The organism is Patescibacteria group bacterium (genome assembly GCA_028716045.1).
Lineage (GTDB): Bacteria > Patescibacteriota > Patescibacteriia > JAQUQO01 > JAQUQO01 > JAQUQO01.
The window spans coordinates 847,709-869,057 of the sequence record JAQUQO010000001.1 but is presented as its reverse complement, the minus strand read 5'-3'; the positions used below and the strand labels follow the sequence as shown (position 1 = coordinate 869,057).

The window sequence follows — 21,349 nt, the reverse complement described above, 5'->3', positions numbered from 1 at the left end:
GCCAAAATGAGTTTCGCCATAAAAGCGCTTGACATTTATCTAATCCGATGGTAAACTCTTAAATACTATGAAATATCTAACTATTCTACAAATCGTTATCGCCGTTCTGCTGATGATTGTGATTTTATTACAGCGCCGAGGGACTGGCCTGGGTTCAGCTTTTGGGGGAGAAAGCAATGTTTACCGGACCAAAAGAGGAATCGAGAAATCTCTTTTTATTTCAACTATAATCTTCTCCATACTCTTTTTAGGAACAGCCCTTCTCTTGCTGGTGCTCCAAAAATAACGGCGGAGCTAATTTAAATCTGCTGTGAAATTTCAAGATTTTTTTCGTCGTTCCAAAAATGACGAAGTCCAAAAAAATAACAATCCTCGGCCTTTTGTCAAACAAGCGGATTTAGACAAAAAGCTGGTTTTGTCTTTGTCAAAATCGCGTATTCCCAGTTTTAAACAGCTAAAACACCTTCCTAAATTTCTCGGCCCCACTGAAAATTTACTGATAAAAATTGTTTTGGCAACAGCGGTACTGGCCTTAGGAATTTTGGGCTGGATGACTTACAAGGAGCGGGTGACCTATTCCCCTTCCTACGGGGGCGAATATACTGAGGGTTTAGTGGGAACACCGCGCTACCTTAATCCGGTGTTGGCGCAAACCAGCGAGGTTGACCGCGATTTGAGCCGTTTAATTTTTTCCAGCTTACTGCAATACAACGAGAACCAGGAAATAGTTTTGGATCTGGCGGAAAAATGGGAAATAACCGCGGACCAAAAAGTTTATACTGTTTATCTTAAACAAAATGTTTTGTGGCATGATGGCGCCCCCTTTACCGCCGATGATGTTATTTTTACGGTGGAAAGCATTAAAGACCCAGAATATCGCAGTCCGCTCGCGCCGAGCTTTCGCGGAGTAACTGTTTCTAAAATTGATGACTATAAGATTTCTTTTTCTCTTGAAGAACCTTACGCACCGTTCATTGAAATTCTTACTTTTGGCATCTTGCCAAGGCATATTTGGGGCGAGATTCCCCCGGCCAACATTCACTTGGCGGAATACAACCTAAAACCAATAGGGTCTGGCCCCTTTAGATTTGAAAGCTTGACCAAAGATCGGCTGGGCAACATAAAATCCTATCGTCTATCGCGCAACGAAAATTATTATTTGGGACGACCCTTTATAGAAAAAATTAACTTCAAATTTTATCCTGATTTTAACAGCGCCGTTGAGGCCTTGCGCAATAAAAATACCGAAGGTGTAAATTTTCTGCCCCGGGAATTGAAATCTGTGGTGGAAAAAAACAAAGGTCTGGTCTATTATTCCCTACAAATACCTCAATACACCGCTCTTTTTTTCAATCAGTCAAAAAAGGATGTCCTTAAGGATAAAAATTTAAGGAAAGCGCTGGCTCTGAGTTTGGACCGGCAGAAAATTTTAGAAGAAATACTGGGCGGGGAAGGAGTAGTAATTGACGGGCCCATTCTCCCGGGCTATCTTGGCTATACCAATGAAACGGAAAAATATGACCTTAATTTATCCGAGGCTAATAAAATTCTTGACGAATTAAAATGGGAAATCCTACCTATTGAAGATTATATAAATAATCGCCTGGCCGAAGAACTGAAAAAACTTGAGGAAGAAAAAGCCAAACAACCAACGAGCACCCCTCCGGCTGCCGCTGCGGGGGAAAACAATTTACCGGCGGTGGAAAATAATCCGGAAACTAAAGATCCCGCTGAAATTATCAGTGAAAAAATTAACAACGAAATTGACAAGGGTCAAAACTTTTTCCGGAAAAAAAGCGGGGAAATCTTAGCTTTAAATTTAACCACCGTCAACCAAGCGGAAAATGTCAAAGCCGCGGAACTGATAAAAAATTACTGGCAGGAAATTGGCATTAAAGTTAATCTGATTATTGTTCCGCCCGCCGATATCCGCCGCGAAACAATTAAAAACAGAGATTACGAAATTTTATTATATTCGGAAATCGTCGGTTCCGACCCCGACCCCTATCCTTTCTGGCATTCTTCACAAAATTCTCACCCCGGACTCAATTTAGCCATTTTTGTCAATCGCCACATTGACGAACTTTTAGAAGACGCCCGGCAAACTATCAACACCGAAGAGCGTAGCAAAAAATACAAAGAGTTTCAGGATATTATGAGCAAAGAACTGCCGGCTATTTTCCTTTATTCCCCGACCTATACGTATGTCATGGATAAAAAAATTAAAGGAATAGTTGCTAATCGTTTGACTATACCCTCTGACCGTTTCGCTAAGATAGAGAAGTGGTACATAAAAACCAAAAAAAATTTAAACTTTTAATTAAAGACAATCAAAGCTAAGGCCACAGAAATCCGGCAAACCCGCCTGCCGGTGTTAAAGGGCCGAGGTGGTGGAATCTTTCGACTCATTCCCTTCGCTCAAGATTATTTAGAAAAAATGACGTTTAATATTAATCAGGTCTTGAGTGAGCGGAGCGAACCGAAAGGCCGATGTGGTGGAATTGGTAGACACGCAGCGTTCAGGGCGCTGTCCCGCTTAGCGGGATGTGGGTTCAACTCCCACCATCGGCACATTTTATTTATCTTCTAACGCTGAGCGTTATCTTTTAAAAATTAAAACGAGCTATGTATTACAAATACAAAAAACAAAATCCGAGCGAGCGCCGAATGAAAAGACGCCCGGCTCGTCCTTATCATTATGGCGATGGGGCAAAAAAATTAAACGACGACGGAAAAAAATTAAACATCATCATTTTGGGCGGCAACGAAGAAGTCGGCCGTAATATGACCGTCTTTGAATATGGCAATGATATTGTCATTTTAGACATGGGCATCCAGTTCCCCGAGGAAGATATGCCGGGAATTGATTATATTATTCCCAACATTTCCTACCTCAAAGGTAAAGAAAAAAATGTTCGGGGAGTAATCTTCAGCCATGGTCATTTAGACCATATCGGCGCCGCCCCCATACTTTTGGAACAAATCGGCAACCCGACTATTATCGGCCGCGACCTGACTTTAGCCATGATAAAGCACCGCCAAGAGGATTATAAAAAAGGCAGTTCGGGCCGGCTGAAAACTATCGCGGTTAAAAATTTTGAACAAAAAATCGCTCTGGGTTCTTTCCGCGTCGGATTCTTCCGCGTGGAACACTCTATAATGGATGCCATGGGCGTGACAATTGAAACTCCGGCGGGCACTGTTATTCACCCGGGCGACTGGACCATGGAACAAAATCCGATCCACGGAGAAAAAATTACCTACAATTATTTAACCAAAACGCCAAAACCCTCAATTCTGATGCTGGAAAGTTTGGGGGCTACTTCTTCCAGGGAAAGAGTGCCGGAAAAAATTATGTACGAAAATTTGAAGAAGCTTATTTCCGGAGCGCCGGGCAGAATTATTATTGCCACCTTTGCTTCTCAAGTGGAAAGAATTAAACAAATTTTGGAATACGCGACGCAAATTAACAAAAAGGTTGCTTTGGACGGTTATAGCATGAAAGCTAACGTAGAAATAGCCCAAAAACTCGGCTACATTAAAATCGGCAAAGGGACTTTAATTAACATAGAGCAAATCAATAATTATCCGGATAATAAAATTATTGTCATTTGCACCGGCGCGCAAGGAGAAAGCCACGCGGTTTTATCGCGCATCATCCGCGGCGCTCATAAAAATATCAAAATCCAAAAGCAGGACACCATTGTTTTTTCTTCTTCGGTTATTCCCGGCAATGAAAGAACAATCCAACGACTCAAAGACAATCTTTATCGCTTAAGCGACCACGTTATCCATTCTGATATTATGGATGTCCACTCTTCGGGACACAGCACGGCGGCGGACATCAAAGAAATGATCAGGGAAATTAAACCGACCTATTTTCTGCCGGTGTATGCCAACCATTATTTTCTCAAGGAAGCGGCAAATATCGCCTATGGTTTGGGCTATAATAAAAACAATGTTTTCGTTTTGGACGACGGCAGTGTTTTTGAACTCAAAAATAATAAAGTAAAAATTTACGAACGCAAGGCCAATACCGACTACGTCTTTGTGGACGGACTGGGAATCGGGGATATTTCCAATATCGTACTGCGTGACCGGCAAGTGATGTCTGAAAGCGGTATGCTCGTGATTATCGCCACCATTGAAGCCAAAACCGGACGCTTAGTCGGCAATCCGGATATTATTTCTCGGGGTTTTATTTATATGAAAGAAAATAAACGATTGGTTGAAGAAACCCGCCGCAAAGCCAAAAAAATACTTGACGATAAAGACCCCCGAACTGCCGCTCAAAGTTCCGACCTGAAAAATAAACTTCGTAATGACATCGGACAATTTCTCTTTATGAAAACCGAACGCCGGCCGATGATTTTGCCGGTAATCATAGAGGTATAGTTAGACGGAATAAGCCCAATTCTTTAAAAAAATTATTGTGCTCAAAATAATTCCAAAAATACCGGAAATATTCCCGAGTAAATTTCCCCAAAATTTCCAAAATACTATGGAATATTTCGGATTTTTCCCGGAAAAACAAATTCAAAAAAACAAAGGCAAACTTTTAATGCTAGACATAGATTTCGGCAGGTTCTGTTCTTTAAATTGCCCTGCTTGTTTTAGAAAAAGAAATGTTATTGATGACACCCTGAAGGGAGATCTAACTTATGATGAATTAATTAGTGTAATAGATGAAGCTAGGGAATTGGGGCTACAAAGCATTAAAATTTGCGGCGCCGGAGAACCTACACAAAATAGTAATTTTTTAAAATTTCTTCAAGACATGACCGAAAGAAATATTGGGGTAGCAGTATTTACAAAAGGGCAAGTTTTGGGAAATGATGAAGAAGCCAAAAAATTCTATCGTGCTTACGGAATTAAGTCGGCACAAGAATTGTGTAACGAACTCTCCAAATTGAAAGTTAGTTTTATGCTCAGTTTTCAATCTTTTGACACAGATAAACAAGATGGATTGGTGGGGAACATAAAAAATCATTCTTTCGTTAGAAATCAGGCTCTAATAAATTTAGTAAATGCTGGTTTTACAAAATCAAACCCCACTAGGCTGGCTCTTGAATTAGGACCAATCACCAAGGAAAATTACGATGAAATTTTTGATCTCTATGTTTACGCTCGCCGAAGGAATATATATCTTATTCCTAATTTTCTTATGACAAGCGGAAAACAAATTGATAAAGAATTTCTAAAACGGTATGATTTATCAGAAAAACAAAAGTACGATTTATTTATAAAGATTTACTCTTGGAACATAGAGAATGGGATACAAACAATTGAGCAAATCAAAAGAGAGGGTATTTCTTGCATGCCCGGTATTCATCCTTGTAACCAAATTGCCTGTGGGCTATATGTGACTGCCAATGGTAATGTTGTTGGCTGCCCGGGCTTCACAGAAATAGAAGGAAATGTAAAAAAAGAAAAATTAAAAGATATTTGGGAGAGGAGCCAAAATTATAAAGTCAGGAAGGGCATATTCAATTGTAAATGCCCACCAAAAGACGACGTGGTCATACCATGTAGTTTATATCAAAAAGTTTTGGATAAGTTGTAAGGAATTACTTCTGGCATTAAAAGTTGTTTGTAGCCGCGACATCGATGTCGCGGCTTCGGTTTTAAAGGGAGCGAGGGCATATCACACTACTACTTTTCTTTCTCTAAATTTTTTGCTAAACTAAAATAATATGAATAAAGATACTAAAAAAATTGTCCTTTCGGGAATGCAGCCGACCGGCGACCTGCACATCGGCAACTATTTAGGCGCGCTTAAAAATTGGGTGGAGCTCCAAAAAAAATATAAATGTTTTTTCTTCGTGGCTGATTATCACTCCATTACCGTTGCTTATGACCCCAAAGAAAAAAAGAACCAAATTTTAGATTTGGTTTTGGATTATCTGGCGGCGGGCGTTGACCCGGAAAAATCAACCATTTTCATCCAATCGCAAATTCCCGAATGCACCGAGTTGGCTTGGATATTTAATTCCCTTACCCCGATCGGAGAGCTAGAAAGAATGACTCAATATAAAGACAAGGCTCAAAAAAATATTAAAAATATCAATACCGGACTACTCACCTACCCCATTCTTCAAGCCGCCGATATTTTACTTTATCACGCTAACCTGGTTCCCGTCGGACAAGACCAAACCCAGCATTTAGAACTCGCCAAAGACGCCGCTCGCTGGTTTAATAATCGCTTTAAAGTAAATTATTTTGAGGAACCCGCCGGTTATCTGACCGAAACGGCCAAGATTATGAGTTTAATCGAACCGGAGAAAAAAATGAGTAAAAGCGACGGGGAAAAAACTTATATTTCTATCCACGATGAGCCGGAAACTATTTTGAATAAAATCAAAAAGGCGCCGACGGGAACGGGAGATGAAAAAGAATTGCCAGCCGGAGGGAAAAATCTTTTGAACCTCTTGACATATTTTGGCAAAGAGGAGGTTATAAAACATTTCAAAACGCAAGTGGCCACACATAATGTCAAATACGGTGAGATGAAGACCGCCGTGGCCAAAGCTATTGCCGATTATCTTGCCCCCTTCCGCGCCAGAAGAGCCGAACTCCAAAAAAATAAAAAATACGTGGAGGAAATTTTGGCCGACGGACGGCAGACAGCTCAAAAAATAGCGCAAAAAACCATAGGGGAAGTTAAAGAAATAATCGGTTTGCTATAAATAAAATCTTGACAATAACTCTTTAATATGCTATTATAAAGGAGCCATTAATTGGCTCTTTTATAAGTAATCCGGATAATCGCCCCCACACCTTTCAGCTTTTGCAGCTAGATGTAAATCTTTATGTCTTAAAAAGTAAAATACAAGTAATAAATTATATAACTAAAAGCTGAAGGGCGTGGGGGAGGAAAGTCCGAACGCCGTCAAAAGGACAGTTGCTAACGGCAACCGGGAGCAAGAAATAACCTAAACATTCTCGAGATGTTTGCGTTGTTTCCTAAGCCCAGGGAAAGTGCCACAGAGACAATACTATCCCGTCACTCACGAGTGACAGGACAAAGGTGAAAAGTATAGAGAGGTCGTCAGGCCACTCTATTCTGCCCTTGGTGACAAGGTGCAGCGGCAAACCCTGTCCGGCGCAAGAGCAAAGTCCCGTCGCCTGTGAGCGGCAGGATTAAAAGTAGCTCGCTTGATTCCGATAGCAATATCGGAACCAGATAGATGATTATCGCTGATTTTGTCTGCGAAAACAACAAAATCGGTACAAAATTCGGCTTACAGGATTGCTTACAATCGACACAAATCCCGGGTTAAAGCCCGGGATTTGTGATATAATATAAATAATTTACATATAACCGCCACTTAATTTTGTAAATCGTATCTTATGAAAAGGTCTGAAGTTTTATTTTCTATTGCCTTAGTCCCCCTGGATTATTTAATGATAATTTTGGCGGCGCTCGCCGCTTATCATCTGCGCTTTGGAGAAACGGTCAGCGAACTAAGGCCGGTAATTTATGAATTGCCTTTTTTAAATTTTTTAAATATCGCTTTGGTCATCGGCATCATCTGGATTATTTGTTTTGCCGTGGCTGGCCTCTATGCCATGACCGCCACCAGAAAATTCAGGCAAGAATTAAGTAAATTATTCCTGGCTTCTTCCACGGCGGTGCTCATTATTATTTTAGCTTTCTTCTTTAAACGCGAACTTTTTTCTTCGCGCTTTATTATTATCGCCACTTGGGTGCTCGGAATACTTTTTGTGGGGGCGGGAAGAATAATTATAAAAATCATTCAGCAGCAATTTTTTAAAAGGGGCTACGGAGTCCATCGGGTGGTCATTGTCGGCGGCGATGCCACCTCTGATATCATCGCCGGGGAGTTATATCAGAATAAAAAATTAGGATTCCGCGTGGTGGAACATTTAAAAAATTTTGAGGAGGCCTCGCAAAAACAGATGGAAAAAATCGCTGAAAAATTCGGCATTGATGAAATAATTCAAGCCGACCCCAATCTGCCCCAAGAAGAAAACTGGGCTCTTATTGATTACGCCAATGAACACCATTACGCTTTTCGCTATGCCGCCGATATCCACAAAACTCAAGCCACCAACATTGAAGTAGCGCCCATTGCCGGCATTCCGGTGATTGAGCTGAAAAAGACGCCGCTGGACGGCTGGGGGAAAATAATAAAAAGAATTTTTGACATTATAATTTCCGGAGCGCTGATTATAATTCTTTCTCCCCTGATGCTTCTCATGGCCATTGCTATTAAATTAGATTCTCCCGGTCCGATATTTTTTTCCTATGAAAGAGTCGGAGAAAAAGGCCGGTCTTTTAAATATTTCAAATTCCGCTCCATGAAACACGGCACTCATTGGATGCGTTATAGCGAAGAATTTAAAGAAAAATACCAAGATGTCCGGGCCGGCACGCCGCTTAAAAAATTTAAAAATGACCCGCGCATTACTCGCGTCGGCAGATTTATCCGCCGCTGGAGTTTAGATGAGCTGGCCGAACTTTTTAATGTCTTTATCGGCCGGATGAGTCTGGTCGGGCCGCGACCCCACGAGATTGAAGAAGTGGCTAAATATCAAAAAGGTCATAAAAGGGTCTTGGATATAAAACCGGGTATGACCGGTATGGCTCAAGTGAGCGGCCGCAGCGATTTAAGTTTTGAAGATGAGGTTCGTTTAGATACTTTATATATAGAAGAATGGTCTTTAATTTTGGATATAATTATTTTGCTCAAAACTCCCCTGGCGGTGACTAAAAAAAGGGGTGCGGCGTAAGGCCTGGCGCGGGTTCATCTCGGGGGCTTGACAAAATTTGTAATTTGTGTTATTATATAATGTTAATTTTAAAAGTTGTTATTTTCACGAACATTTAACAGATAGGTAAAAAATGCCAAAAAAATTACCGAGCGAACAAAGTTTTGAAGAAGCGCAAGAGGAGGCAAAGAAGCTCAGAGAACGCCTCCGCCGAGCCAATAGAGACGCCTGCGGACCGTTTGATCCGTTTTGCCCGGAATCGGAAAAAAACGAAACTTCCGACTCCCAACACGAGGGGGAAGATGAGGGGGAATAAAAAATACCTCCAAATCTGAACTCAAAACCGCCACTCAATCCGGCGGTTTTTTATTTTTGACTAAACAGTAAACAAAACCGTAAAATATATTTAATCTTGACAAATCTTCTAACTTAGAATAATATATAAACTTGTATAGTTTACAACCAAAACTAAATGGAGGGATCTAATAAAATGCCGGTATTTATTTTTGAACCCAACGCTCTTTCTAAAATGTGCCAAGTTGAAGGTGCGGAATATGGGACTCCCGGAATTCAAGAAGCTTTGGGCGATTGTTCTTTCTCCGCTTTCAAAAAGAGGTGGGAAGAAGTTGTCGCTCAAAATCCTGAACTAAAAAATGTTGCTGACAAATACGGGGGAATTTCGGTGAATAAAGAAAATGCTATCTACGGTTGGGGAGGTTATCATCGTTATCTGGTGAGATATTCCGGGGAAATAATTTTTCTTGAACAATTTGTCGCTCCTCCGGAAATGAAACAAATGATTATCTCCCTGGTTAAACGCCTCGGATTTCGAACTCAATAAAAAACAAAATCCACAATTTAAACCGTCCCGAACACTCGAGACGGTTTTTTATTTTTGACTAAACTCTAATAATGTTATACTATATCAAACTACACACTCTTCAATTATGGCTTTAAAAATAGCGTTGGTCCACGATCACCTAACTCAAGAGGGCGGGGCGGAAAAAGTGCTACGGGTATTGCATGAAATTTTTCCCGCGGCGCCGATTTTTACTTTAATTTACAACCCCAAAACCGTGGGCCAGGATTTTGCCGCCAAAGATATCCGGACTTCTTTTTTGCAAAATATCCCCGGCGCTAAAACCAAATACCAATGGCTGCTGCCGCTGATGCCTGCCGCCACCGAAAGCTACAATTTAGCCGACTACGACGTAGTGCTTTCCAGCTCCTCGGCTTTGGCCAAGGGCGTCATTACCCAACCGCGCACTCTCCACGTCTGCTATTGCCATACTCCCACGCGCTACCTCTGGAGTGACACTCATAAATATATAGAGGAACTTTCTTATAATCGGCTCGTCAAAAAAGCCATGCCCATAGTTTTAAATCGGCTGCGGTCCTGGGACAGATTAGCGGCCGACCGCGTGGATAAATTTATCGCCAATTCGGAGACTGTCCGACAACGAATCCAAAAATACTACAATAAACCCAGCGAGGTCATCCATCCTCCGGTGGAAACAAAAAAATTCTACATTTCTAAAAATATCGGCAATTATTATCTGGCCGGCGGGCGCCTTGTCCCCTACAAACGTTTTGATGTTATTATTGAGGCCTTCAATCGCCTCGGACTTCCTTTAAAAATTTTCGGCGAGGGACGCGATTTTGAGAAATTAAAGGAACGCGCCAAACCCAATATAAAATTTTTGGGCGCGGTTTCTTTTGATGAGCTTCGCGAGCTTTACTCCCAATGTCTGGCTTATCTCCACCCACAGGAAGAAGATTTCGGCATCACGGCGGTGGAGGCCATGGCTTCCGGCCGGCCGGTAATCGCCTACAAGGCTGGCGGAGCGCTGGAAACCGTGGTCCCGGGATTGAGCGGAGAATTTTTTGACGAACAAATCTGGGAAGAACTCGGAGATAAAATCATCCGCTTCCAGCCGGAAAAATATAATCCGGAACAAATCAAAAAATACGCCGAACAATTTGACACGGAAAATTTTAAAACTAAAATCAGAAATTTTGTTCAGTCATCTTTGGAACAAAAAATAATTTAATTTTATGGAACTCCGGGCCCATTGGCAAATTATCAAAAGCCATTTGTGGATAATTGTTGCCGGCGCTATTTTGGGAATGCTCGCCGGTTTTTTTGTCGCTTATTTGCCAGCCGAGAAGCAAGAGGCCTCCCTGGCTTTTTTTATTACTTCCAAAAATCAAAATGTTGAAGCTCCGCACGACGCTTATGATGAAAGTAAATCGGCCGAACTCCTCGGCGACACCCTGATGAGTTTGACTATCACGCCCGAGATTGTAGAGGACATTTATCAACGGGCAGGAATTGCCACTCCCCAAAATTCAACGGTCTTAATAAAAATGTTCCGCGCCAGAAGATATGCCCCGCAAAATATTGTGATAAAATTTTCCGGGACGAATGAAACAACGCTCCGCAAACTCGGCGACAGCTTAAAAACAACCCTAACGGGAAAAATGTCCGGTTTGCCCGAAGCAAAATCATTCAACGTCTCGGCCGGAGAATTAACCATTGTTCCAATAGAGAGAAAAATATCAGCCGCTATTCTTATCGGATTATTTTTCGGTCTGGGGACGGGGGTTTTTATCGCTCACTTTTTAAATTATCGCTCACTATGGCAAATGTAATCGTGGATATCAGGCCATTGATGGAACGCCACCGCACCGGCGTTTCCGTTTATACGGAAAACACTTTACGCAGCGTCTTGGAGCGCGACCAAAAAAATAAATACTTTCTTTTTTATAATTCTTTTAAATCCCCCGCCGATTTGCCGAAATTCAATCGCTCCGATGTTTTTTATTGCGGCTTTCGTTACCCCAATAAAATTCTGAACCTGACCATGAGATTTTTAGGCTGGCCGAAGGTGGACAAAATGGTCGGCAAAAAATTTCATATCAAAGCGGATGTTTTTTGGATGCCCAACTGGCAATTTATCGCTCTATCTAAAAATATTAAAAAAATTCTCACGGTCCACGACCTGTCGCCCTTGCTTTATCCGGATTTTTTTTCTCTAAAACGCCGACTGTGGCATAAATTAATAAATACCCCTAAACTCTGCCGAACTTTCGACCGGCTGATTGCCGTTTCGGAAAATACTAAAAACGATTTGATAAAAACTCTGGGTTTATCCGAAGAAAAAGTCACGGTTGTTTATCCCGGGACAAACTCGCAGCTTGAAACTCACAACTTGAAACTTGAAACGATAAAAACAAAGTATAATTTGCCTGATAAATTCATTTTATATCTCGGAACCTTGGAACCGAGAAAAAACATTATTGGCATCATTACGGCCTTTGAAAAATTAATCAATTGCCGGTTGCCAGTTGCCGGTTGCCAGTTAATTCTCGCCGGTCCCCGCGGTTGGCTCTACGAAGATATTTATCGGGCGGCTAAGCAAAGTCCGGTGGCGGATAAAATCCGGTTTATCAATTACGTAGCCGAAGATGATAAACCGACATTCTATGCCGCCGCGGAACTTTTTATTTTCCCCAGTTTTTATGAAGGCTTCGGTTTCCCTCCGCTGGAGGCCATGGCCGCCGGCACGCCGGTAGTTGCTTCTCTGGGCTCTTCGGTTGGGGAAATTTTAGGTGACGCCGCTCTTCTCGTTGACCCTTATAATACCAACGAAATCGCTGGAGCCATGGAACAAATCTTAACTGATGAGGGGCTAAAAAATAAATTAATAGAACGGGGGCGAGAATTGGTAAAAAGATACTCGTGGGGAAAATGCGGGGAAGAAATATTAAAAAATTTACAATAGCTAAAATCCCCCGCTCCGATCCCGAGTCCTCGGGATCGGAGCACCCCCTTTTTCAAGGGGGGATAAAAAAATTTAGCGCGTTCTCTCCCTTTGAAAAAGGGAGAGGCAGAGAGGTGTTTTTACGATGACTTATTAAATCCATAAATAAACTATATAGCCCTTGACAAATTTTCATAAAAAATATACAATAAAAAATCCTTGAAAATAACTATTTTAAGGTTAAAATAACGTAAATTGAAAATTAAACAACATAAGAAAGGAACGAAAAATGAGAAAAACTTATAAGATTGGCTTGGCCTGCTTTATCGGCGGAGTGATTGGCACAATCGTGGCACTGCTTGTCGCCCCCATGTTTTGGTGGCTGGGAGTATTCGCCGGCTTTGCCGCCGGGTACCTTGCTTACGAATTCCGCGCAGTGCTGGCGGCTATACCGGAAGCGTGGGAGATGACAGCTAAAAAAATATTCTCCCCAATATTTATGGAACTAAAGGAATTTTTTTTCGAGGAACGGCCGGCTTTCTTCTTGGGGTTATTTTATAGCTCTGTCTTTTTCACTACTTTAACATTTCTCCCATCTTTTACGTCAAACCCGATAATCCCAGAAGGAATTCCGGTTATAACTTTCCTCTTCATCTTCCTTTCTCTCCTTTGTGGGTTTGCCCTATTTATTGTCACAATGCTTCTTGTGGCGTCTGAAAGTGGGGATAAAATAAACATAAATGACATTTTCTCACTCCCTTACGGTAAAATTGTCCGAATGTCGGGGCGGAGAATAATATTCTTACTTCAGGGTACTTTGGTTTTATCCTCTGCCATAATTATCGGCGTATTAAAATTTGCAGTAAAATTCCCCTGGACCCTCTTCAAACTCATCCATTCTAACGAACGGCTGCTCTGCGGAGTGGACGCGGGGTTAGGGACAATGATTGCCTATTTCTTAAGCTTAAACCTTGCCCCGCTTACTACCGCGACTTTTATCTTTCTCGTCATCTGCGGCGGAATCTTTGGAGCAGGGTTTGGAATAGTCAATTACGAGATTATTTCCAAGCGGCTGTTCAAATTCCACCTCACCCCGGCCAGCTAAAAAATTCCTCAAAAAACTACCGGCGTCTGAAATCAGACGCCGTTTTTATTTTAAAAAAACAAAAATTCAACCACCCTGTCTGCCGGACTTCGGTGAGCTCAGTCGAACCGCAGGCAGGCTTGTCTAAGGAGGGGAATAATATGTTCGCCACATTTTAACGTGTCATTCTAAACTGACGCCTAGTACGACCGAACAGCTTTAACGATTTTAACATTTGTGCTATAATAACCCTATGAAAATAGGAATTGATGCTAGATTTTTTGGTCCAGTCGGCAAAGGCCTCGGGCGCTACACCGAGCGGCTGATTGAAAATTTGGAACGTCTTGACCAAGAAAACCAATATGTTATTTTTTTACGAAAAGAAAACTGGAATTCTTACCAGCCGAGCAATCCTCGCTTTAAAAAAGTTCTGGCCGATTACCGCTGGTACACCATGGCGGAACAATTGCTGATGCCCCGCGTCATCCGCCGCGCCCAAGTTGACCTGATGCACTTTCCTCATTTCAACATTCCGATTTTTTATAACCGGCCGTTCGTTGTCACCATCCATGACCTGATTCTTTATCGCTTCCCCACCGTGCGGGCCACCACTCTTTCGCCGCTGTTTTATAAAATAAAATACTGGGTCTATAAAAAAGTGATTAGACGGGCGGTAAACAAAGCAGAAAAAATTTTTGCCGTTTCGGAATTTACCAAGCAGGATATTCTAAAACATTTTAAAGTTCCGGCGGAAAAAATTATCGTCACTTACTGCGCCTGCGACGGGGTGGAACACGGCCAGCTGAAAATGCCGGAAAAAAAATTTCTTGGCGAATGTGGAATATCCAAACCATTTTTACTTTACGTCGGCAATGCCTATCCTCACAAAAATCTGGAACTCTTAATCCAAATTTTCAAAAAAATAAAGGGTGGGTTTAACGATAATCTACAATTGGTATTGGTCGGCAAAAAAGATTATTTCTATGAAAGATTAGAAAAAGGAAATAATGACCCCGACGTTATCTTTTTCGGTTTTGCGCCGGAAGCCATTCTCGCCGACCTTTATCGCCACGCCCAGTTATATGTTTTCCCCTCTATGTTTGAAGGTTTTGGCCTGCCTCCGCTGGAAGCCATGATTTACGGCCTGCCGGTAGCGGCCGCCAAGACCTCATCCCTGCCCGAAGTGCTGGGCGAAGCGGCCGTTTACTTTGACCCTCAAAATCTGGAAAATACTGCGGAAGTGATAACCCGCGCTCTAAAAGACGAAGGGTTCCGCGCCGACTTAAAGAAAAAAGGATTTGAACAAATAAAAAAGTACAGCTGGCGGGAAACAGCGCACAAAACTTTAATCGCCTATAATAGCCTCAAAAACCAATTTCATGGCTAAAACTAAAAAACAAAAAAGCCCAAAGAAAATTAAAAGAAAAACCTTGCTGGCAAAAAAGAGGAAGGCTCTAAAATTAAATAAACTTAGTAAAAAGGAAACAGCTCCCAAAAGACAAACTCTTGAAGAAGCCTTGCTTTGGGCGGAAAAAAAATTAAAAAAATATCAAACCATTAAATCACTTAGAATCTCCCCTCGGAAAACTCTCTATAACCTGCCGATTACCAAAGCCCTAAACTTTGTTTCCGAAAAAAAAGAAACCCCGCCGCGCGGCTACACAACTAAACCAACGGTAAAAACGGAAATCAAAATAATCCGCGACAATTCTTATCTTCACAAAAAATCCCCATATATTATTGATTTGAAAAAAACTTCTTCCGCCGAACAGCCGCTACTTAGTAAAAATGCTTCCCCGTTAACAGGCAACCTGAATAAAAAGGGAATTTTTTGGCCAAAAATTAAATTGCCGGCCGCCTCCGTGACTAAGGACCATCTGAAAACTTGGGAAGAACCAATCAAAAAAGAACTTCTTATTGTTAATTTATTTGAACTTGTCGGACTAGGGTTTTATAAAATTTTCCGCGGCTTTATTTATTTGGCTAAAACCCTAACCGCCGCGTTCCGTTTTTTAGGAAATTTTTTCTTTCCCCCGGCGGTTAAAAAAAACGCCAGGGGATATCTGGCAACTGCCGGCAGTATTCTAAAAATTATCGGCGGAATTATCGCTGCGCCGTTTATTTTCTGCGCCTGGTTCTTTAAACAAATTAATAACCGCCTGCTGGCGCTGGAAATTGTCCCGCCGGAAGGATGGGGAAGAAAACTAATCTCTTTCTGCCTTTTGGGAATAATGATTGTTCTGCCGCTCCGAGGCATCGCTTATTACGAATCTTTAAAAGAAACTAAAGGAAAAATTTTAGGCATCAGCTCCGAGGCCTTGGCGCATCTTGAAGGAGGTAAAAATGAAAGTTTTAAAAATCCCGGGCAAGCGGGGGAAGAATTTGCGCTGGCTCTTAAAAATTTTGAAACCGTCCGGCAGGAACTTGGCGGTTTAAACTCCGCTCTTAACGCCATGGCTAACATCTTACCGGTTGATAACCAAATAACTGCCGGGGCTAAACTCATCAAAGCCGGAGAAAACATCGCGGCCGCCGGGAAAATTCTAACCAATGTTTTTTCTTCTTTAGAAAAAAAACCCGGCCTACATCTTACTCAAAAACTTAGTTTGCTGGATAGTTCTATTAAAAAATCCTTGCCGCTCCTCGAAGAAGCCGGCCTTAATATCTCTGAAATTAAAAGTGAAACTATACCATTGGAGTACCGCGAAACTTTTAAACTTACTCAAAAATCATTACCCCTTTTAATCGTCAACATTAAAAATTTCACCAAATTTTCCGACGCCCTGCTCCGCGTTTTGGGGCACGAAGAAGGAAAAAGATATTTGATATTTTTTCAAAATAACGCCGAACTTCGCCCGACCGGCGGGTTTTTAGGCAGTTTTGCTCTTTTAGACCTTGACCGTGGAGAAATAAAAAAACTGAAAATCCCCGGGGGCGGGACCTATGATATGAATGGCGGATTGAAAGAATTTGTTTTGGCGCCGGAACCGTTGCATCTTGTTAACACGCGCTGGCAATTTCAGGACTCCAATTGGTTTGCTGACTTTCCAACTTCCGCTCAAAAAATGATGTGGTTCTACGAAAAAAGCGGCGGCCCGACGATTGACGGAGTAATCGCTATTACGCCGTCAGTAGTGGAAAAACTTCTGGAGATTACTGGACCCATTAGTATGGAGTCAGAATATGGCGCGACCATTAACAGCGGAAATTTCTGGCGAATCGCCCAAAAAGAGGCCGAAAAAAAATTCGCCGAAACCGCTAAATCTAAAAAAATTATCGGCGATTTAACCGGCGAACTGTTAGAAAAAATTCTGCAAAGCGATCAGGGGCAATATCTTCGTATGCTGCGAATAATTAATGAAGCGCTGGACGAGAAAGACATTCAGCTGTATTTTAACGAACCGCAATTGGAAAAACTTGTAGATAATTTGGGCTGGAGCGGAAGCCTACAAACCGCTCCCTGCGACTATTTAGCGGTAGTTCACACCAATATCGCGGGAGGTAAAAGCGACCGCGTCATTGATGAAGAAATTTCACTCTCCACGGAGATAAACAAAAACGGAGAAATAATTAATACGGTGAAAATTACTAAAACGCATCGCGGGGCAGAGGGGGAGGAATTTGTCGGAACTAAAAATATAGATTATTTAAAAATATACGTGCCGCAAGGCAGTGAGCTTTTAGCGGTAGAAGGGCAAAGTAAACCGGAAAATGAACTTTTTGAAAAGCCGGCTGATAATTTAATTTCCGACCCAGATCTCCAAAAAATTATCGGGCCCGCAGCAATCGATAAGGCGACGGGGACGGAAATAACGACCGAATTTGGCAAGACGGCTTTTGCCAATTGGCTTCAGGTTAAGCCCGGGCACTCTCGTTCTCTTACTTTTAAATATCGCCTGCCGTTTGTTTTGAAAAGTAAAGGACAAAATAAAAGTTTTTTGAGCTTTTTAAAAGATAGTAAAGCGGAAAAATATCTCTACACGCTGCTTATCCAAAAACAGGCTGGCACTAACGGACATTTTTCCCAAACCATAAAACTTCCGAATAATTTGAAAATGTTCTGGAAATATCCTCACGCTTTGCAGGTGGCGGCGGATGATATTTGGAAAGCTTCCTTCCCGCTCTCCACCGACCGGGTGACTGCCTTTATTCTCCAAAAATAATTTTTATCGCTACTTATAAAAATATGGCTAAAAATAGTAAACCCAAAATTACGCCCCGAGACATCGCTACCGAGATAGGAAAGAATAAAACTCTGGCCAAAATAAAAACTCAAAAAAACGGCAAACGGTCTGTGCCGGAAGAACTTATCGGCATCTATAAAGACGAAAATGGCTTGCCGGACATGTCTAAGCTGGAAAAAATCAAATCTCATCGTCTAAGGAATACCCTGATACTGACCGGCTCCTTTCTCGGTCTGCTGGCCATCGCCGCCTGGCTGGGGTTTTTTGTTTTTGGCGGTTTAACAAAATTTAAAGGGGAAAATATCCGCGTGGAAATAACCGGCCCGGAAACTTTTTCCTCCGGTCAAGAAATAAATTATATCGTTAAATATCGCAATGAGGAAAAAATCCCCATCTCTAAAGTGGAAATTACCGCCCAATATCCCCAAGGGTTTGTTTTCGCTTCCGCCACGCCCCAGCCTCTGAATGAAAATAAAAACCGCTGGTCGCTGGGCACTATCGCCTCTCGCTCCGAAGGTGAAATAAAAATTACCGGCAAGCTTCTCGGTAATATCAATTCCGACAAAACCATCACTATTTATTTTGATTATCGCCCCTCTAATTTCAACGCTGACTTTCAAGAAGTGGCTTCCTTAAATACTAAAATAACTTCCTCGGTAATTGACGTGGCGCTTGATTCTCCGGAGGAGATTATCGCCGGCGAACCGACTGATTTTTCCATAAAGTATAAAAACAATTCTCCGGAAGCGCTTACTAATATCAAAATATCCATTCGCAAACCAGATAATCTATCTCTCAAGGCTATTGTTGAACCGGCCGAGGAAAATGCCTGGATAATTCCGGAACTCAAACCGGCAGAAGAGCAAAAAATAGATTTCTCCGGAACCTTTCTTTCTGATACCAGCGGCAAACAAGAAATCACCCTGCAAGTCAGTTTGCAAAACGCCACCGGTGAATGGTATTTACAGCAAGAAAAAACCTTTCTCTTGGAAGTGCTCAAGGGTGAACTAATCGCTAATTTAATCATCAACGGTTCAACTGACAATCAAACAATCAACTTCGGCGATACTTTAAATTATTCTTTGGTCTATAAAAACAAAGGGCAAACGACGATTAAAGATTTAGTAATTAAAGCTAATCTGTCCGGCGATCTCCCCGATTGGAAAAGTTTAGTCGATGAAAACGAGGGCAAAATAGAGGGCCAAAAAATAATCTGGACCAGCGAAGAAATTAAATCTTTGGCCACGCTTAAACCAGACGAAGAAGGCACAATAAATTGGCAAATTAAAATAAAAAATCGGGCTGATTTCAAGGGAGAAGGAGAAATCGCCAGTTCATTATTAAGTTGGGTAGATATAGAAATCGGGGAAGTAGGTGATTCCAAAACCGGCACGACTATTACTTCCAAAACAATCGCCAATGAGCTGAATTCTGATTTGGCGCTGGAAGTTATGGGCCGCTATTTTAACGATGACAATATCGCGCTCGGTTCCGGCCCTTTACCGCCCGAAGTCAATAAAGCCACTAGCTACCGCGTCATCTGGAAACTCTCTAATTCTGTCCATGAAATTTCCAATGTCAAGGTTAAAACTATCCTGCCGGACAATGTTTATTGGACCGGCAAATCGGTAGTTTCCGCCGGGCAGTTAAATTTTAACGTCAATACCAGGGAAATAATCTGGACTATCAATCGCCTCCCGCTTTCAGTAAGAGAGCTGGAGGGGAGTTTTGAAGTCAGTATTACCCCCACACCTGCCGAGGCCGGTAATTTTATCAAACTCACGCCCGAAACCGCGCTGGAGGCCTATGATAAAAAAACTAACGCTCAAATTCTCCTTACCGCCGGACCCGTTACCACTAATTTAGACAGTGACCCCATGGCCGAGGGTAAGGGAATCGTAAGTAAATAATTTTCTATTTCAAAAACTCCCCCGGCGGAATACGGGGGAGTTTTTATTTTTTACCCAAAATTTTAAAAGATGACTTTTCTCCCTAAATTATAAAATTGGTACCACCAAGCACTAATAACTTTATCGTAGGTTCCGGGATATTTTACTTCTTCTCCTCCGAAACCTTTTTTAAATCTAGTTATTCCCGCCCAGGATTTGGCTTTAGAAGAACCCGGGGGAGCAATGCCCCAAAAATCATAATATTTATACCCCTCGGCTTTGGCTCTTTTAATTGTCTCCCATTGCAAAAGATGCGGCGCCATTACCTGCCGTTCTTGATTAGAAGAAGCGCCGTGTAAATATGTGGCTGTCTCGCCCCAATTGATAATTATATTCGCCGCTAAAACCTTACCCTGATATTCCGCTGTCGCCACATAAACATTTTCTAATTCCAACATCCTCTGATAATAATTTTTATCGTGAGCTCTAAATTCATCGCGGCTGGCGGTTTCCTGAAGCAGCCGCCAAAAATTCTCTGCGTCTTCTTTTTCTTTCCGAAAATAAACCTTTACTCCCCTTTTCTCGGCTAAATGAATATTGTAACGGGTTTTAGGATGCATCGCTCCCAATAATTCTTCCTCACTCTTGCCTAAATCCAAAATCAAGGAATGCTCAGGTTGAACAGCGCCAACTTTTTTGGCTGTCAATTGTAAATTGTCAATTGTAAATTGCTGTGGCGGCTCAAATCTCATAAAAATAATGCTCTTGTCATTAATATACTCAATAATTTTTTCTAAAAAGTTATGAGTTTCAAGTTGTGAGTTATAAGTTGTTATCGGCCCTCTCGGTATATACAAATAACTTTTCCCCAGTGGTAAATTATTTTTAATAACTAATGCCACCCCAATAAGCTGACCGTCTTCTTCTCCTCCCAATCTCCAAAATTTTCGACCTAAATTTTTCTGAAACTCGCCCCATTCCCATGACTGCAAAAAAGCAGAATATTCTCCATTCTGCTTTACAAAATTATTCCAAAAAATTTTATCTTTTATTTCAACAATTTTCATTTTTAATATTACCCTAAATTTTTTAACGCCATTTTTATTTTTTCTTCGGTGGTTTTGGCCTCGCTCACTCCCCCGACCGCCTCGCCGGCTTGGACTTTAGTATATCCCAACTTCATCAACGCGTCGATGGCTTCAATGTCGCTTTCTTCTTTGGGCTTATTGCTAAAAATAAGTTTTCCCTTCAACTCCAAAATTATTCGTTCGGCGGTCTTGGTCCCGATGCCGGAAACACGGGTCAAAAAATCCACGTTACCGCTGTCTATGGCCGACTCTATCTCGGCAATTTTCCCCAAGCCCAAAATAAGCTGGGCTGATTTCGGCCCGACGCCGCTGACATTGATTAATTTTTTAAAAAAAGCCAGCTCTTCCATGGTCAAAAAGCCGTACAAATCATAAGCATCTTCACGGATATTCTCATAAAGATAAAATTCCGCTATTGCGCCGGCTTTCAGCCGGACGGCCTGCTTGGGCAATAAAAAAATTTCATAGCCAAGGCCCTGCCCGTTTTCTATAATTACCGAGTTAAATCCCAAATAAACTATTTTCCCTTTTAAATACGCTAACATATTAAACTATAATATCATTTTGGCCCTTAAAAAGCAAAAAACGGTCCCGATTACTCGGGACC

At 41.8% G+C, this 21,349-nt stretch carries 17 protein-coding genes, 1 tRNA gene and 1 other RNA gene; 17 read left to right on the top strand and 2 right to left on the bottom strand.

What is annotated here, in order from left to right; translation table 11 throughout:
* Nucleotides 1-67: 67 nt before the first annotated feature.
* The 17 genes from secG to PHG22_04305 all read left to right on the top strand — a co-directional run bounded on the left by secG (nucleotide 68) and on the right by PHG22_04305 (nucleotide 19,675).
* Nucleotides 68-286, top strand: a complete 219-nt coding sequence (gene secG / locus PHG22_04385; protein MDD5490988.1) for a preprotein translocase subunit SecG — start codon at nucleotides 68-70, stop codon at nucleotides 284-286.
* Nucleotides 287-310: 24 nt separating this feature from the next.
* Nucleotides 311-2,320 (top strand): peptide ABC transporter substrate-binding protein, encoded by a 2,010-nt coding sequence (locus PHG22_04380; protein MDD5490987.1) that lies wholly within the window; start codon nucleotides 311-313, stop codon nucleotides 2,318-2,320.
* A gap of 166 nt (nucleotides 2,321-2,486) precedes the next feature.
* Nucleotides 2,487-2,571, top strand: a tRNA-Leu gene (locus PHG22_04375).
* Nucleotides 2,572-2,625: 54 nt separating this feature from the next.
* Nucleotides 2,626-4,395: a ribonuclease J gene (locus tag PHG22_04370; GenBank protein MDD5490986.1), complete on the top strand. Its 1,770-nt coding sequence runs from the start codon at nucleotides 2,626-2,628 to the stop codon at nucleotides 4,393-4,395.
* 106 nt (nucleotides 4,396-4,501) lie between these two features.
* Complete coding sequence (locus PHG22_04365) at nucleotides 4,502-5,563, top strand: radical SAM protein (GenBank protein ID MDD5490985.1); 1,062 nt, start codon at nucleotides 4,502-4,504, stop codon at nucleotides 5,561-5,563.
* A 130-nt stretch (nucleotides 5,564-5,693) separates the two neighbouring features.
* Nucleotides 5,694-6,686: a tryptophan--tRNA ligase gene (gene trpS, locus PHG22_04360; GenBank protein ID MDD5490984.1), complete on the top strand. Its 993-nt coding sequence runs from the start codon at nucleotides 5,694-5,696 to the stop codon at nucleotides 6,684-6,686.
* 63 nt (nucleotides 6,687-6,749) lie between these two features.
* Nucleotides 6,750-7,260: RNase P RNA component class A (rnpB, locus tag PHG22_04355), an RNA gene on the top strand.
* Nucleotides 7,261-7,350: 90 nt separating this feature from the next.
* The gene (locus tag PHG22_04350) at nucleotides 7,351-8,754 is read left to right on the top strand and encodes a sugar transferase (protein ID MDD5490983.1); all 1,404 of its coding nucleotides are present in this window, start codon (nucleotides 7,351-7,353) and stop codon (nucleotides 8,752-8,754) included.
* A gap of 112 nt (nucleotides 8,755-8,866) precedes the next feature.
* Entirely contained in the window at nucleotides 8,867-9,049 is a 183-nt protein-coding gene (locus PHG22_04345; protein MDD5490982.1) for a hypothetical protein, read from the top strand.
* Nucleotides 9,050-9,205: 156 nt separating this feature from the next.
* On the top strand, nucleotides 9,206-9,574 hold the full coding sequence (locus PHG22_04340) for a hypothetical protein (protein ID MDD5490981.1): 369 nt from the start codon (nucleotides 9,206-9,208) through the stop codon (nucleotides 9,572-9,574).
* Between the two features lie 106 nt (nucleotides 9,575-9,680).
* Complete coding sequence (locus tag PHG22_04335) at nucleotides 9,681-10,784, top strand: glycosyltransferase (GenBank protein ID MDD5490980.1); 1,104 nt, start codon at nucleotides 9,681-9,683, stop codon at nucleotides 10,782-10,784.
* Nucleotides 10,785-10,788: 4 nt separating this feature from the next.
* A complete protein-coding gene (locus tag PHG22_04330; protein MDD5490979.1) occupies nucleotides 10,789-11,385 on the top strand; it encodes a hypothetical protein in 597 nt (198 codons plus the stop codon).
* Nucleotides 11,373-12,518 (top strand): glycosyltransferase family 1 protein, encoded by a 1,146-nt coding sequence (locus tag PHG22_04325; GenBank protein MDD5490978.1) that lies wholly within the window; start codon nucleotides 11,373-11,375, stop codon nucleotides 12,516-12,518. The genes PHG22_04330 and PHG22_04325 overlap by 13 nt, the downstream gene beginning before the upstream one ends.
* 268 nt (nucleotides 12,519-12,786) lie before the next feature.
* Nucleotides 12,787-13,602, top strand: a complete 816-nt coding sequence (locus PHG22_04320; GenBank protein MDD5490977.1) for a hypothetical protein — start codon at nucleotides 12,787-12,789, stop codon at nucleotides 13,600-13,602.
* A gap of 232 nt (nucleotides 13,603-13,834) precedes the next feature.
* Entirely contained in the window at nucleotides 13,835-14,968 is a 1,134-nt protein-coding gene (locus PHG22_04315; protein MDD5490976.1) for a glycosyltransferase family 1 protein, read from the top strand.
* Nucleotides 14,961-17,744 (top strand): DUF4012 domain-containing protein, encoded by a 2,784-nt coding sequence (locus PHG22_04310; protein ID MDD5490975.1) that lies wholly within the window; start codon nucleotides 14,961-14,963, stop codon nucleotides 17,742-17,744. Before PHG22_04315 ends, PHG22_04310 begins: the two co-directional genes overlap by 8 nt.
* Nucleotides 17,745-17,767: 23 nt before the next feature.
* A complete protein-coding gene (locus PHG22_04305) occupies nucleotides 17,768-19,675 on the top strand; it encodes a hypothetical protein (protein MDD5490974.1) in 1,908 nt (635 codons plus the stop codon).
* 62 nt (nucleotides 19,676-19,737) lie between these two features.
* On the opposite strand, the gene PHG22_04300 is transcribed toward PHG22_04305, so the two are convergent.
* Together PHG22_04300 and ruvA are read right to left on the bottom strand one after the other, a co-directional pair.
* A complete protein-coding gene (locus PHG22_04300) occupies nucleotides 19,738-20,721 on the bottom strand; it encodes a peptidoglycan bridge formation glycyltransferase FemA/FemB family protein (protein ID MDD5490973.1) in 984 nt (327 codons plus the stop codon).
* An 8-nt stretch (nucleotides 20,722-20,729) separates the two neighbouring features.
* Nucleotides 20,730-21,287 carry a Holliday junction branch migration protein RuvA gene (ruvA, locus tag PHG22_04295; GenBank protein ID MDD5490972.1) on the bottom strand — a complete coding sequence of 186 codons (558 nt, stop codon included), beginning with the start codon at nucleotides 21,285-21,287 and terminating at the stop codon, nucleotides 20,730-20,732.
* Between the last annotated feature and the right edge of the window lie 62 nt (nucleotides 21,288-21,349).